This window comes from Pseudomonas sp. dw_612, assembly GCF_018449725.1.
Taxonomy (GTDB): Bacteria; Pseudomonadota; Gammaproteobacteria; order Pseudomonadales; family Pseudomonadaceae; genus Aquipseudomonas.
Genome location: NZ_JAAVVC010000003.1, coordinates 37869 through 50979 on the forward strand (window position 1 = coordinate 37869; position 13111 = coordinate 50979).

Here is a 13111-nt window from a genome sequence, read left to right on the forward strand (position 1 = left end):
GAATGGAGTTAGCTGATGACGCCCGACTGCATATGCAGCAAGGCTCGGCGATTCAAGTTCGTAGTCTGAAAAAGCCGCTCCCTTGCCGCAGGTGAAAGCCGGCGGGATAACAAGAACGATAAGGGGAACCCGCAATGATGCGACATCCACACGTCTGGATGGGCCTCCTGTTGTGGTCAATTTTCAGCCAGGCACAAGCGGCCTGGACTGTGAATATGGCGCCGGGAGCGACTGAAATCAGTCACGCAGTATTTGACCTGCACATGACCATTTTCTGGATCTGTGTAGTGATCGGCATCATCGTCTTCGGCGCCATGTTCTGGTCGATGATGGTCCACCGCCGCTCCACCGGGCAGGTGGCCGCAAAATTTCATGAAAGCACCACCGTCGAAATCCTCTGGACCATCGTGCCCTTCATCATCCTGGTGGCCATGGCGGTTCCCGCTACTGCCACCCTGATCAAGATGTACGACGCCAGTGAGCCGGATATCGATATCCAGATCACCGGCTATCAGTGGAAGTGGCACTACAAATATCTCGGCCAGGACGTTGAATTCTTCAGCAACCTGGCCACCCCTCAGGATCAAATCCACAACAAGGAAGCCAAGGGCGAGCACTACTTGCTCGAGGTCGACAAGCCATTGGTGCTGCCGATCGGCGCCAAGGTGCGCTTCCTGGTGACCTCCGCCGACGTCATCCACTCGTGGTGGGTGCCGGCCTTCGCGGTCAAGCGCGATGCGATTCCGGGGTTCGTCAACGAAGCCTGGACCCGCATCGACAAGCCCGGCCTCTACCGTGGCCAGTGCGCCGAGTTGTGCGGCAAGGATCACGGCTTCATGCCGATCGTGGTCGACGTCAAGGAGAAGGCCGACTACGACAAGTGGCTGGCCGAACGCAAGGCTGAAGCCCTGCAACTCAAAGAGCTGACCAGCAAGGAATGGACCCTCGACGAGCTCAAGGAGCGCGGCGACAAGATCTACCACACCACCTGCGTGGCCTGTCACCAGGCCGAAGGCCAAGGCCTGCCGCCAATGTTCCCGGCACTCAAAGGCTCGAAAATCGCCACCGGACCGAAAGAAGGTCACCTGAGCATTGTCTTCCACGGCAAGCCCGGCACTGCCATGGCGGCGTTCGGCAAGCAGCTCTCGGAAGTCGATATCGCGGCGGTCGTGACCTATGAACGTAACGCCTGGGGCAACAACAAAGGCGACATGGTCACCCCTAAAGAAGTGCTGGAGCTGAAACAGGCGGAAAGCAAATGACCCGGTCTATTGCGTACGTAAGGAACCGGTTGGGGCAGCGCGCCCCGGCCTGCCCAGCCCATTCGTTCTCAGGAGAACGGCCATGAGCGCTGTCATCGATGACCATGGTCATGCCACCGACCACGCCCACGGCCCCGCCAAAGGCCTGATGCGCTGGGTGCTGACCACCAACCACAAGGACATCGGCACGCTGTACCTGTGGTTCGCGTTTTCCATGTTCCTGCTGGGCGGCTCGTTCGCCATGGTGATTCGCGCCGAGCTGTTCCAGCCCGGGCTGCAAATCGTCGAACCGGCGTTCTTCAACCAGATGACCACCATGCACGGTCTGGTGATGGTGTTCGGTGCGGTGATGCCGGCGTTTGTCGGCCTCGCCAACTGGATGATCCCGTTGATGATCGGCGCGCCCGACATGGCCCTGCCCCGGATGAACAACTTCAGCTTCTGGCTGTTGCCGGCGGCGTTCATCCTGCTGGTGTCGACCCTGTTCACCCCCGGTGGCGGACCGAACTTTGGCTGGACCTTTTACGCGCCGCTGTCCACGACCTACGCCCCGGAAAGCGTGACGTTCTTCATCTTCGCCATCCACTTGATGGGGATCAGTTCGATCATGGGCGCGATCAACGTGATCGCCACCATCCTCAACCTGCGCGCCCCCGGCATGACGCTGATGAAAATGCCGCTGTTCGTCTGGACCTGGCTGATCACCGCATTCCTGCTGATCGCGGTGATGCCGGTACTGGCGGGATGCGTGACGATGATGCTGATGGACATCCACTTCGGCACCAGTTTCTTCAGTGCCGCCGGTGGCGGCGACCCGGTGCTGTTCCAGCATGTGTTCTGGTTTTTCGGGCATCCCGAGGTGTACATCATGATCCTGCCGGCCTTCGGTGCCGTCAGTTCGATCATCCCGACCTTCTCGCGCAAGCCGCTGTTCGGGTACACCTCGATGGTCTACGCCACGGCGAGCATCGCGTTCCTGTCGTTTATCGTCTGGGCGCACCACATGTTCGTGGTCGGCATTCCGCTGGTGGGCGAGCTGTTCTTCATGTACGCCACGCTGCTGATCGCGGTGCCCACGGGCGTGAAGGTGTTCAACTGGGCGAGCACCATGTGGCAAGGCTCGCTGACCTTCGAGACGCCGATGCTGTTCGCAGTCGCGTTCGTCATCCTGTTCTCCATCGGCGGTTTCTCCGGACTGATGCTGGCCATCGCCCCGGCGGACTTCCAGTACCAGGACACCTACTTCGTGGTCGCGCATTTCCACTACGTGCTGGTGCCGGGGGCGATCTTCGGGATCTTTGCCTCGGCCTATTACTGGATGCCGAAGTGGACCGGCCACATGTACGACGAAACCCTCGGCAAGCTGCACTTCTGGCTGTCGTTCATCGGCATGAACATGGCCTTCTTCCCGATGCACTTCGTAGGGTTGGCGGGCATGCCGCGGCGGATTCCGGACTACAACCTGCAATTCGCCGACTTCAACATGGTGTCGTCGATTGGCGCATTCATGTTCGGCACCACGCAGTTGTTCTTCCTGTTCATTGTGATCAAGACCATTCGCGGCGGCCCACCAGCACCGGCCAAACCGTGGGATGGCGCGGAAGGCCTGGAGTGGAGCATTCCGTCACCGGCGCCGTATCACACCTTTACCACGCCGCCGGAAGTGAAATGACTGTGGGAGCGGGCTTGCTCGCGAAGAACGATAACGCGGTTTATCTGATGGACCGCAGCGCCTGCTTCGCGAGCAAGCCCGCTCCCACATGGTTTTGTGTGGAGGGCCTGCACCATGGCTGACTCAATCTCGCTGAAAAAACTCGTCACCCGCCTACTGTTGGTGGTGGTCGCGATGTTTGTCTTCGGATTCGCCCTGGTGCCGATCTACGACGTGATGTGCAAAGCCTTCGGCATCAACGGCAAAACCGCCGGGCAATACGAAGGCGAGCAAGTGGTGGATACCTCGCGGCAGGTGCGCGTGCAGTTCCTGTCGACCAACGCCGCCGACATGGTCTGGGATTTCTATCCCAAAGGCGATGAGCTGACGGCGCATCCGGGGGCGGTGAACGAGATGATTTTTGTCGCCTACAACCCCACCGATCGCCCGATGAGCGCTCAGGCCGTGCCGAGTATCGCACCGAGTGAAGCGGCGGCGTACTTCCACAAAACCGAATGTTTCTGCTTTACCCAGCAAGTGCTGCAGCCCGGTCAACGGATCGAGATGCCGGTACGTTTCATCGTTGACCGTGACATGCCCAAGGATGTGAAGCACCTGACGCTGTCCTACACGCTGTTCGATATCACCGCCCGACATCCACCGGTAGCTGTAAACACTGGCGGCTGAGCGTGCCCGATAAGGAGAACAATAAATGGCAACTCATGAACACTATTTCGTACCGGCCCAGAGCAAATGGCCGATCATCGCCACGGTCGGCATGTTCGTCACCGTCTTCGGCCTGGCCACTTGGTTCAACGACCTGAAAGCGGCGCGGCCGGAGTCCCACGGCCCGCTGATCTTTTTCGTCGGTGGCCTGCTGCTGGCGTACATGCTGTTCGGCTGGTTCGGTACGGTGATCAAGGAAAGTCGCCAGGGCTTGTATAGCGCGCAGATGGATCGCTCGTTCCGCTGGGGCATGAGCTGGTTCATTTTCTCCGAGGTGATGTTCTTCATCGCCTTCTTCGGTGCGCTGTTTTATGTGCGGCACATCTCCGGCCCGGCGCTGGGGGGCGAAGGTCCGAAAGGCATCGCCCACATGCTGTGGCCGAACTTCCAGTTCACCTGGCCGCTGCTGCATACCCCTGACCCGAAACTGTTCCCGCCGCCTAAAGAAGTCATCAGCCCCTGGGGCCTGCCGCTGATCAACACCATTTTGCTGGTGAGCTCCAGCGTTACCGTGACCATCGCCCACCACGCCTTGAAAAAAGGCCATCGCGGCGCGCTGAAAATCTGGCTGGCGATCACCGTGTTGCTGGGCTGCGGCTTCCTCGCCCTGCAGGCCGAGGAATACATGCACGCCTACCACGAACTGGGGCTGACCCTCGGTTCGGGCATCTATGGCGCGACGTTCTTCATGCTCACCGGGTTTCACGGCGCCCACGTGACCATCGGCACCATCATCCTGTTCGTGATGCTGATGCGGATCATGCGCGGACACTTTGATAACGAGCACCAGTTCGCCTTCGAAGCGGCGAGTTGGTACTGGCACTTCGTGGACGTGGTGTGGATCGGATTGTTCGTTTTCGTCTACGTGCTCTGAGGCATTACCACGGCGCGTGAGAAACCAGTTGGCCGCTGAAAAAGCCCCAGGCGATCAAGCCTACGGTAGTGGCGGCCAGGGCAACACGAATGCTCAGGGCAATGACCAGGCGGTTTGAGCTGCTGTCGTCCTTGACCAGAAAAAACAGGCCGCTGAACAGGCTGACAACTGTGGCAATCAGCATCAGGACGATGGCTGCTTTGAGCATGGTGAGACTCCGGGGGAAAGGCGATGCATTTGAGTATAGCTATCGCGATCACCGACTTTCTGGCGCTGTCATGAAGCGCTTCCGGCCGGGCATCGTGCCGACGATTGTGGTCGCGCTGCTGTTGCCGCTGCTGGTGTCACTGGGGTTCTGGCAATTGAGCCGGGGCGCGGAGAAAAGCGCGCTGCTGCAAAGCTACGCCGAGCGCCGGGCGGCCGAACCGATGGCCAGTTCCGAGCTGCAACACGCCGAAGACCCGGCCTTTCGCCGGGTGCGCTTGCACGGTCAGTTCGACGCCGAGCATAGCCTGCTGCTGGACAACCGCCAGCGCGACGGCAAGGTCGGCGTCGAGTTGTTGCAACCGTTCCGCGATCAAGCGACCGGGCTCTGGCTATTGGTCAATCGCGGCTGGCTGCCATGGCCGGACCGGCGCACGCCACCACAATTCAAGACGCCCACCGAAGCCCTGAGCCTCGACGCGTGGGTCTATGTGTCTCCCGGTGCCACTTTCCAATTGCACGCCGACCCGAGCACCACCACTTGGCCGCAACTGGTGACCGTGGTGGAACCGGCCAAGCTCTGGACCGCGCTGAACCGCGAAGGCTTTGGCTACGAATTACGTGAAGAAACCGGCCCCGCGTCCTACCAGGCCGATTGGCCGGTGGTGGCCATGGGGCCGGAAAAACACATCGCTTATGCCGTGCAGTGGTTCGCCATGGCGATCGCCCTGCTTGGCCTTTTTATCTATCTCGGCTGGCACAACGCAAAGGAGAAACACCATGGGAGCGGCCATGAATCCACCCAGCATGTCTGAGGCTAAAACGCCGGCGAGTCGGCGCAAGGGGCGTTTGCAGTTGCTGCTGATCCTGCTCGGGGTGATCGGTCCGATGATCCTCGCCACCGGCATGTACAAACTGAATTTCTGGGTGCCGGACGGCCGCAGTTATCACGGCGAACTGATCGGCAATGGCCAGACCCGCGCCGACCTCGGCGTGCAGGCTCAAGAGGATCGCTGGCAGATGTTGGTGACCGCGCCGAAGGACTGTTCAGTGGATTGCCAGCAATTGGTCTATCTGGCGCGGCAAATCCAGATCGGCCTCGGCCGCGATGCGTCCCGCGCCAGCCATGCCCTGGCCGCCGCACAACCGCTGAGCGCCGACTATGAGGCCAAGCTGACCCGCGAGTATCCGCAGTTGCAGCGTTACCCCATGGACCTCACCACATTCAGCAAGACCACGGGCGACAAGACCGCGCCGCAACTGTGGATCATCGACCCCCACGGCAACCTGGTGCTGCGCTACGACCCGACGGTCAAGGGCAAGGACCTGCTGAACGATCTGCGTCACCTGCTGAAACTGTCGAACATCGGATAAGGGCATCGTCATGGCCAAACCTGGATTTCGCCTCGCGCTGTTTGCCACCTTGCTGGCACTGATTGTGGTGTTGCTCGGCGCCTACACCCGCCTGACCCACGCCGGCCTCGGCTGCCCGGACTGGCCCGGTTGCTACGGCTTTATCAGCGTGCCGAAAAGCGAAGCCCAACTGGCCCATGCCGAACTGCATTTCCCCGATACGCCGGTGGTGGCCCACAAGGGCTGGAATGAGATGATCCACCGCTACTTCGCCGGCACCCTGGGGCTGTTGATCTCGGTGCTGGCCGGTCGCGCCTGGGTGCATCGCCGTCATCCGGGGCAACCGGTGAAGTTGCCGCTGTTTCTGCTCGGCGTGGTGTTCGCCCAAGCGGCGTTCGGCATGTGGACGGTGACGCTCAAGCTTTGGCCGCAAGTGGTCACCGGGCATTTGCTCGGCGGTTTTGCGACCTTGAGTTTGTTGTTTCTGCTGACGCTACGATTGTCCGGCGTATTGCCGGCGCTCACCGTGCCCAAGCGCTTACAGTACTGGGCGACCGCCGGGTTGCTGCTGGTGATCCTGCAAATCGCCCTCGGTGGCTGGGTCAGTTCCAACTACGCGGCGGTGGCGTGCATCGACTTCCCGACCTGCCACGGCCAATGGCTGCCACCGGCAGATTTCGCCAACGGTTTTCACCTGACCCAACACATCGGCCCCAATTACCTCGGCGGGCAACTGGACAGCGATGCCCGCACCGCGATTCACCTGACTCACCGCATCGGCGCGTTGTTGGTGACGCTGGTGCTGCTCGGTTTGGCCTGGCAACTGAAAGTGGTCGGCATGACGCGTCTGGCGGGCCTGGTGCTGATCGCCCTCGGCGCGCAAATCACTCTGGGCATCAGCAACGTGCTGTTTCATCTGCCGCTGCCCATCGCCGTCGCCCACAACGCGGGTGGTGCGGCGCTGTTGCTGACCATGGTGCTGGTCAATTATCACGCGCGGACCAGTCTGGTCCGGGTCAAGCAACAAGCTCCTGCGCGCTGGCGGTTCAGCCCGCGTAAACATTCAGCCGGGCCCATAACAATAAAAGGAGAAATGCCATGGCGGTTCTGATTGGCGAACGTCACAGCCAGGCGATCTGGCGCGATTATCTGGAGCTGACCAAGCCGAAAGTGGTGGTGCTGATGCTCATCACCTCCTTGGTCGGCATGTTCCTCGCGACCCGCGCGGGGGTGCCGTGGACGGTGCTGGTGTTCGGCAATCTGGGGATCGCGTTGTGTGCCGGCGGCGCGGCGGCGGTCAATCATGTGGTGGATCGGCGGATCGATGCGGTGATGGCCCGGACCCACAAGCGGCCGCTGGCTGAAGGCCGGGTGTCGCCGGCAGCAGCGCTGACGTTTGCCCTGGTGCTGGCGGTGCTCGGACAAGCCTTCCTGCTGGCCTTCACCAACCCGCTGACCGCGTGGCTGACCCTTGCCTCGCTGCTCGGCTACGCGGTGGTCTACACCGGTTTCCTCAAACGCGCGACGCCGCAGAACATCGTCATCGGCGGCCTCGCCGGCGCTGCGCCGCCGCTGCTGGGCTGGACTGCCGCCACCGGACATATCGGCGCCGAGCCATTGCTGCTGGTGCTGATCATCTTCGCCTGGACCCCGCCACACTTCTGGGCGCTGGCCATTCACCGCAAAGAGGAATACGCCAAGGCCGACATCCCGATGCTGCCGGTGACCCATGGCGAGCACTACACCAAAGTCCACATCCTGCTTTACACCTTCGCGCTGCTGGCGGTCAGCCTGATGCCGTATGTGATCCACATGAGCGGCGTGCTTTACCTGGTTTGCGCGTTGGGACTGGGCGCAAGGTTTCTGCAATGGGCCGTGGTGCTGTACCGTGGCACTCGGCCGCACGCGGCGATCAACACGTTCAAGTACTCTATCTGGTACTTGTTCCTGCTGTTCATCGCCCTGCTCGTAGACCACTACTTACTGTTGAACCTATGACTCGAACTCAGAAAACCGTCTTCATCCTCGTCGCCCTGATCGCGCTGGTATTGGGCCTGACCGTCAACAAGGTGCTGTCCGGCAAAGGCCAGGGTGACCCGACGGCACTGATCGACGCCGGGATCATCCTGCTGCCGCAAAGCCGCAACCTGCCGAACGTGACGATGACCGACCAGGACGGTAAACCGGTGGCGGTCAACGAGCTGAAAGACAAGTGGAGCCTGCTGTTCTTCGGCTACACCTTCTGCCCGGACATCTGCCCGACCACCCTCGCCCAACTGCGCCAGATTAAAAGCGAACTGCCGCCAGAAGCAGCAGCCAAGTTGCAGGTCATCCTGGTCAGCGTCGACCCGAACCGCGACACGCCCAAGCAGCTCAAGCAGTACCTGGGCTACTTCGATCCGCAGTTCCAGGGCCTGACCGCGTCGTCGGTGGACGACATCCAGAAACTGGCCAACGCGGTGAGCATCCCGTTCATCCCGGCGGATACCAGCAAGCCTAACTACACGGTCGACCACAGCGGCAACCTCGCGGTGATCGGGCCGGACGGCACTCAGCGCGGGTTCATTCGTGCGCCGTTGAATAACGTGAAGTTGGTGGCGCAGTTGCCAGTGATGCTCAAGCGTCAGTAACCGTTGTTGCTTACAGACTGAAGCGGGCCACCAGTTTGTTCAGGCCAACCGCCAGCCGAGAGAGTTCGCCGCTGGCCGTCGCTGACTGGCTGGCCCCGGTGGAGGTCTGAATCGACAAATCACGAATGCTCACCAGATTCTGGTCCACTTCCCGCGCCACTTGAGCCTGTTCTTCGGAAGCGGTCGCGATCAATCGGTTGCGCTCGTTGATGACCACGATGGCCGTAGCGATTTGCTCCAATGCATCGGCGGCACCTTGGGCGATCTGCAGGGCGTCGCGCGCCAACTCGCTGCTTTCACCCATGCCATGGGTGGCCTGCTCCGAACCGACCTGCATGCCTTTAATCATTTCTTCGATTTCCTGAGTGGACTGCTGGGTCCGGTGCGCGAGGGCGCGCACTTCATCGGCGACCACGGCAAACCCTCGTCCTTGTTCGCCTGCCCGTGCCGCTTCGATGGCAGCATTGAGCGCCAGGAGATTGGTCTGTTCGGCGATGGCCCGGATGACTTCCAGCACTTTGCCGATACTTTGTGCCTGGCTGGCCAGGGATCGGACATGTTCACTGGTGCTTTCAACGCTGCCCGCCAGACCTTGAATCGATTGCAACGTCTTGCTGACCATTTCATGACCGGTCGCGGTGAATTGCTCTGACGATTTGGCCGAGTCCGAAGCGATACCCGCGTTTCGCGCGACCTCTTCCACGGCCGTCGTCATCTGGTTCACCGCCGTCGCTGCCTGGCCGATTTCGTCGTTCTGTTGGAGTAGCCCCTGGCTGGCTTCTTCAGTGGCGGCGCTCATTTCATCGGCCGCCGAGGACAGCTGACTGGAGGAGTCCGCGATATGGCGAATCGTATCGCGAAGGTTGTCTTGCATCCGGGCCAGCGCTTTGAGCAGGCGGGCCGGTTCGTCTTCGCCCGTGACCGTGAACGACATGGCCAGGTTGCTGTTGGCGATGCGCTCGGCGACTGTGACGGCCTGGCTCAGCGGTGAGGTGATACTGCGCGTCAGGACGATGGCCAGAATGATGGTGGACAGGATCGCAACGACAACGATCCCAATGACCAGATTCCTGCCGTTTGCATAGACATTCCCCGCCATTACGCCCGCCAGGGTGGCGCCACGGTTGTTGTACTCGATCAGTTTGTTGGCCGCCGCCTCCAACCCGTCGCCCACGGGGCGCACAACTTCGAAGCTGAACTGCCTGGCCTCCAGATTATTGGAACTGTTTTGCAGCATTCCCCCCATGGTGTCGATAAGGGTCGAGTACTTGGCGGCGTACTCTTTCACCGCGACATACAGCGCTCTTTCTTCGGGAGAAGAGACTAATGCATCGTAATCATTAACGGCCTTACTTAGCTGCTCTCGAAACTTCGGCAGATTATCAAGTGCATCTTTTAGCCTTTTTGCATCGTAGGCACTTGAAGCACGAAGGGTTTCCAGGCGCATATGAAGCAAGCAGGCATTGATCAGGCCGACCTGCCTGACACTGGGCATCCAGTCATTTTCGACAGCCTGCTCCGATTCTCTCAGCGCCCCCATTTGAATAATCGCAAAAACTGCCAGGGCAATCAGTAACACTGTAATTGTTGCGAAACTGAGGGCAGCCCGAGTAGCAATGTTTATGTTCCTGATCATAATGTTTCGCCCAAACAGTTTAAGAAGGCACCGAGAATCCTATGTCCAAGAAACTTGGAGGTTTATTAATTAATAGAGTACCGGCCCGATGTAACCGTCGGTAATCGGCCGAGACTGATTTTAAGTAGGCATCGCCCTACCCGAGTCGGGTCATATTTCATGCAAAAAAATGGGGACGCCATGTGCGTCCCCATTTTTTGTTGCATCCGCTAATCAGAACGCCGGCAATACCGCGCCTTTGTACTTCTCGAGGATGAACGCTTTCACTTCCGGGCTGTGCAACACAGCAACCAGTTTCTTCATCGCATCGCTATCCTTGTCGTCCGGGCGGGCCACGAGGATGTTGACGTACGGCGAGTCGTTGCCTTCGATGACCAGCGCGTCCTTGGACGGATCAAGCTTGGCTTCCAGCGCGTAGTTGGTGTTGATCAGCGCCAGATCGACCTGAGTCAGCACACGCGGGATGGTCGCCGCTTCCAGCTCACGGAATTTCAGGTCCTTGGTGTTCTCGGTGATGTCCTTGGTAGTCGACAGGATGTTGTTCGAATCCTTCAACTTGATCAGGCCAGCCTTCGCCAGCAGCAACAAGGCACGGCCGCCGTTGGTGGCGTCGTTCGGGATCACCACGTTGGCGCCGCCAGGCAGTTCGGTCAGCGCTTTGTACTTGCTGGAGTAAGCGCCCAGCGGTTCCAGGTGTACGCCGGCAACGGCCACCAGGTTGGTGCCCTTGGCCTTGTTGAACTCATCCAGGTACGGCTGGTGCTGGAAGAAGTTGGCGTCCAGACGTTTCTCGGCGACCTGCACGTTCGGCTGGATGTAGTCGGTGAACACTTTGACTTGCAGGCTCACGCCTTCTTTGGCCAGGGCCGGTTTTACGAACTCGAGGATTTCCGCGTGCGGCACCGGGGTGGCCGCAACGGTCAGGGTTTCATCGGCCTGGGCGGAAAACGCGGCTACTGCAGCCAATGCGACGAGTAGTTTTTTCATTCAGCTAACTCCTTGTGGGCGCCCGTTTGGCGCCTGCCAGCGAATGGCCGGCTCATGTCTTGTTGACGAGAACTGCTTACTTTCTGGAGAAATGCACGACCAGTTTGTCGCCCACCATTTGCAGAATCTGCACCAGCACCAGCAACAGCACCACGGTGACGATCATGACGTCGGTCTGGAAACGCTGGTAACCGAAACGGATCGCCAGGTCGCCCAAGCCTCCGGCGCCGACCACACCGGCCATCGCCGTGTAGGACACCAGTGTAATAGCCGTCACCGTAATCGCCGCGTAAATGCCCGGGCGGGCTTCAGGCAGCAAGGCGTTGATGATGATCTGTTTGGTGGTCGCGCCCATGGCCTGGGTCGCTTCGATGATGCCGCGATCCACTTCACGCAGCGCGGTTTCCACCAGGCGCCCGAAGAACGGCGTGGCGCCCACCACCAGCGGTGGAATCGCACCCGCGACGCCGAGCGACGTGCCGGTGATCAGCACGGTGAACGGGATCATCACGATCAGCAGAATGATGAACGGCAGCGAACGCAGGATGTTCACCACCAGCGACAGCACGGCGTAGAGGCTTCTGGATTCCAGCAACTGACGCGGGCTGCACAGGAACAGCAGCACGCCCAGCGGCAAACCGAGCAGAACGGTGAACAACAGCGAACCGCCGAGCATCAGCATCGTGTCGCCGGTGGCCAGCCAGATTTCGAACCAGTCGATGTTTTCGAAAAAGGTCTTGATGAGTTCCATTAGCGCAGCACCTCCATGTGGACGTCAGCCGCGGTGAAGAGGCCGAACGCCGCTTCCATGTCGCCGCCGGTGACGGCCAGGGTCAGTTGCCCGTAGGGAACGTCTTTGATGCGGTCGATACGACCGGCCAGGATGCTGTAGTCCACACCGGTTTCCCGCGCGACAGTACCCAGCAATGGCGCGTAGGTCGCTTCGCCCTGGAACGTCAGACGCACGATACGCCCCGGCACGTGGGCAAAATCGTCGCGCTGTTCGCTTTCGTCGATCTGCTCGCTTTCTTGCACGAAACGCTTGGTGGTCGGGTGCTTGGGATGCAGGAACACCTCGGCCACCGTACCTTGCTCGACGATCACGCCTGCGTCCATCACCGCCACCTGGTCGCAGACCCGACGGATCACGTCCATCTCGTGGGTGATCAGGACGATGGTCAGTTTCAGCTCGCGGTTGATCTCGGCCAGCAATTGCAGGACCGACGCGGTGGTCTGCGGGTCCAGGGCGCTGGTGGCTTCGTCGCACAGCAGGATTTTCGGCTTGGTCGCCAAGGCGCGGGCAATGCCGACGCGCTGCTTCTGGCCACCGGACAACTGCGCCGGGTACTTTTTGGCATGGTCGGACAGACCCACGCGCTTCAGCAACTCGGCCACACGCTGGTCGATCTCGCTGCGGGACAGTTCACCGGCCAGGGTCAGCGGCAGCGCGACGTTGTCGGCCACGGTCTTGGACGCCAGCAAGTTGAAGTGCTGGAAAATCATCCCGACCTGCTGACGGAAGCGCCGCAGGCTGTTGGCGTCCAGCGCGGTGACTTCTTCGCCATCGACGAAGATCTTGCCGCCACTGGATTCTTCCAGGCGATTGATCAGACGAAGCAGGGTACTTTTTCCCGCGCCGGAATGACCGATCAGGCCGTAGACCTGACCGTTCTCAATCGTCAGATTGGTCGGATGCAGGGCGGGAATATCCTTACCGGCAACGCGGTAAGTCTTATGGACGTTTTGAAACTCGATCACGTAGCGAACCTTGTGGGGCGCGTTGGAAAA

The 13111-nt window shown here is 60.3% G+C and carries 14 protein-coding genes; 9 read left to right on the top strand and 5 right to left on the bottom strand.

All coding sequences use genetic code 11. The features are described from left to right. The first annotated feature begins 134 nt into the window (after window positions 1–134). From coxB to HB680_RS05850, 4 genes are all read left to right on the top strand, one after another. The gene (gene coxB, locus HB680_RS05835; RefSeq protein ID WP_213937639.1) at window positions 135–1262 is read left to right on the top strand and encodes a cytochrome c oxidase subunit II; all 1128 of its coding nucleotides are present in this window, start codon (window positions 135–137) and stop codon (window positions 1260–1262) included. A gap of 82 nt (window positions 1263–1344) precedes the next feature. Continuing rightward, the gene (gene ctaD / locus HB680_RS05840; RefSeq protein WP_133835161.1) at window positions 1345–2934 is read left to right on the top strand and encodes a cytochrome c oxidase subunit I; all 1590 of its coding nucleotides are present in this window, start codon (window positions 1345–1347) and stop codon (window positions 2932–2934) included. Between the two features lie 114 nt (window positions 2935–3048). Further along, on the top strand, window positions 3049–3600 hold the full coding sequence (locus HB680_RS05845; protein WP_213937640.1) for a cytochrome c oxidase assembly protein: 552 nt from the start codon (window positions 3049–3051) through the stop codon (window positions 3598–3600). A 25-nt stretch (window positions 3601–3625) separates the two neighbouring features. Then, window positions 3626–4513 carry a cytochrome c oxidase subunit 3 gene (locus HB680_RS05850; protein ID WP_213937641.1) on the top strand — a complete coding sequence of 296 codons (888 nt, stop codon included), beginning with the start codon at window positions 3626–3628 and terminating at the stop codon, window positions 4511–4513. A gap of 4 nt (window positions 4514–4517) precedes the next feature. Here the strand turns inward: HB680_RS05850 and HB680_RS05855 are convergent, their stop codons facing one another. Beyond that, window positions 4518–4721: a twin transmembrane helix small protein gene (locus tag HB680_RS05855; protein ID WP_133835164.1), complete on the bottom strand. Its 204-nt coding sequence runs from the start codon at window positions 4719–4721 to the stop codon at window positions 4518–4520. Window positions 4722–4791: 70 nt separating this feature from the next. Here HB680_RS05855 and HB680_RS05860 point away from each other — a divergent pair, with 70 nt between their 5' ends. From HB680_RS05860 to HB680_RS05880, 5 genes are read left to right on the top strand one after another with little or no spacing between them, the layout of a single operon-like run. Further along, the gene (locus HB680_RS05860; protein ID WP_213937642.1) at window positions 4792–5532 is read left to right on the top strand and encodes an SURF1 family protein; all 741 of its coding nucleotides are present in this window, start codon (window positions 4792–4794) and stop codon (window positions 5530–5532) included. Beyond that, on the top strand, window positions 5498–6091 hold the full coding sequence (locus HB680_RS05865) for a hypothetical protein (RefSeq protein WP_213937643.1): 594 nt from the start codon (window positions 5498–5500) through the stop codon (window positions 6089–6091). Before HB680_RS05860 ends, HB680_RS05865 begins: the two co-directional genes overlap by 35 nt. Before the next feature lie 10 nt (window positions 6092–6101). Continuing rightward, on the top strand, window positions 6102–7181 hold the full coding sequence (locus tag HB680_RS05870) for a COX15/CtaA family protein (protein ID WP_054047982.1): 1080 nt from the start codon (window positions 6102–6104) through the stop codon (window positions 7179–7181). Further along, window positions 7169–8068, top strand: a complete 900-nt coding sequence (cyoE, locus tag HB680_RS05875) for a heme o synthase (protein WP_213937644.1) — start codon at window positions 7169–7171, stop codon at window positions 8066–8068. The genes HB680_RS05870 and cyoE overlap by 13 nt, the downstream gene beginning before the upstream one ends. After that, a complete protein-coding gene (locus HB680_RS05880) occupies window positions 8065–8700 on the top strand; it encodes an SCO family protein (protein ID WP_213937645.1) in 636 nt (211 codons plus the stop codon). The genes cyoE and HB680_RS05880 overlap by 4 nt, the downstream gene beginning before the upstream one ends. Window positions 8701–8710: 10 nt before the next feature. Here HB680_RS05880 and HB680_RS05885 read toward each other — a convergent pair whose 3' ends face one another. The 4 genes from HB680_RS05885 to HB680_RS05900 form a co-directional block, all read right to left on the bottom strand. Continuing rightward, window positions 8711–10339, bottom strand: a complete 1629-nt coding sequence (locus HB680_RS05885; RefSeq protein ID WP_213937967.1) for a methyl-accepting chemotaxis protein — start codon at window positions 10337–10339, stop codon at window positions 8711–8713. Window positions 10340–10549: 210 nt separating this feature from the next. Then, a complete protein-coding gene (locus HB680_RS05890) occupies window positions 10550–11323 on the bottom strand; it encodes a MetQ/NlpA family ABC transporter substrate-binding protein (protein WP_213937646.1) in 774 nt (257 codons plus the stop codon). Window positions 11324–11399: 76 nt separating this feature from the next. Continuing rightward, window positions 11400–12074 (bottom strand): methionine ABC transporter permease, encoded by a 675-nt coding sequence (locus HB680_RS05895; protein ID WP_213937647.1) that lies wholly within the window; start codon window positions 12072–12074, stop codon window positions 11400–11402. Then, the gene (locus HB680_RS05900; protein WP_213937648.1) at window positions 12074–13081 is read right to left on the bottom strand and encodes an ATP-binding cassette domain-containing protein; all 1008 of its coding nucleotides are present in this window, start codon (window positions 13079–13081) and stop codon (window positions 12074–12076) included. Before HB680_RS05900 ends, HB680_RS05895 begins: the two co-directional genes overlap by 1 nt. Between the last annotated feature and the right edge of the window lie 30 nt (window positions 13082–13111).

What these genes read in the sequence shown, in the direction of transcription:
- HB680_RS05865 (WP_213937643.1), top strand. Translation starts at nt 5,498, where the DNA reads ATGGGAGCGGCCATGAATCCACCCAGCATGTCTGAGGCTAAAACGCCG.
- HB680_RS05890 (WP_213937646.1), bottom strand. Translation starts at nt 11,323, where the DNA reads ATGAAAAAACTACTCGTCGCATTGGCTGCAGTAGCCGCGTTTTCCGCC.
- HB680_RS05870 (WP_054047982.1), top strand. Translation starts at nt 6,102, where the DNA reads ATGGCCAAACCTGGATTTCGCCTCGCGCTGTTTGCCACCTTGCTGGCA.
- HB680_RS05850 (WP_213937641.1), top strand. Translation starts at nt 3,626, where the DNA reads ATGGCAACTCATGAACACTATTTCGTACCGGCCCAGAGCAAATGGCCG.
- coxB (WP_213937639.1), top strand. Translation starts at nt 135, where the DNA reads ATGATGCGACATCCACACGTCTGGATGGGCCTCCTGTTGTGGTCAATT.
- HB680_RS05860 (WP_213937642.1), top strand. Translation starts at nt 4,792, where the DNA reads ATGAAGCGCTTCCGGCCGGGCATCGTGCCGACGATTGTGGTCGCGCTG.
- HB680_RS05845 (WP_213937640.1), top strand. Translation starts at nt 3,049, where the DNA reads ATGGCTGACTCAATCTCGCTGAAAAAACTCGTCACCCGCCTACTGTTG.
- HB680_RS05880 (WP_213937645.1), top strand. Translation starts at nt 8,065, where the DNA reads ATGACTCGAACTCAGAAAACCGTCTTCATCCTCGTCGCCCTGATCGCG.
- HB680_RS05855 (WP_133835164.1), bottom strand. Translation starts at nt 4,721, where the DNA reads ATGCTCAAAGCAGCCATCGTCCTGATGCTGATTGCCACAGTTGTCAGC.
- ctaD (WP_133835161.1), top strand. Translation starts at nt 1,345, where the DNA reads ATGAGCGCTGTCATCGATGACCATGGTCATGCCACCGACCACGCCCAC.
- HB680_RS05895 (WP_213937647.1), bottom strand. Translation starts at nt 12,074, where the DNA reads ATGGAACTCATCAAGACCTTTTTCGAAAACATCGACTGGTTCGAAATC.
- cyoE (WP_213937644.1), top strand. Translation starts at nt 7,169, where the DNA reads ATGGCGGTTCTGATTGGCGAACGTCACAGCCAGGCGATCTGGCGCGAT.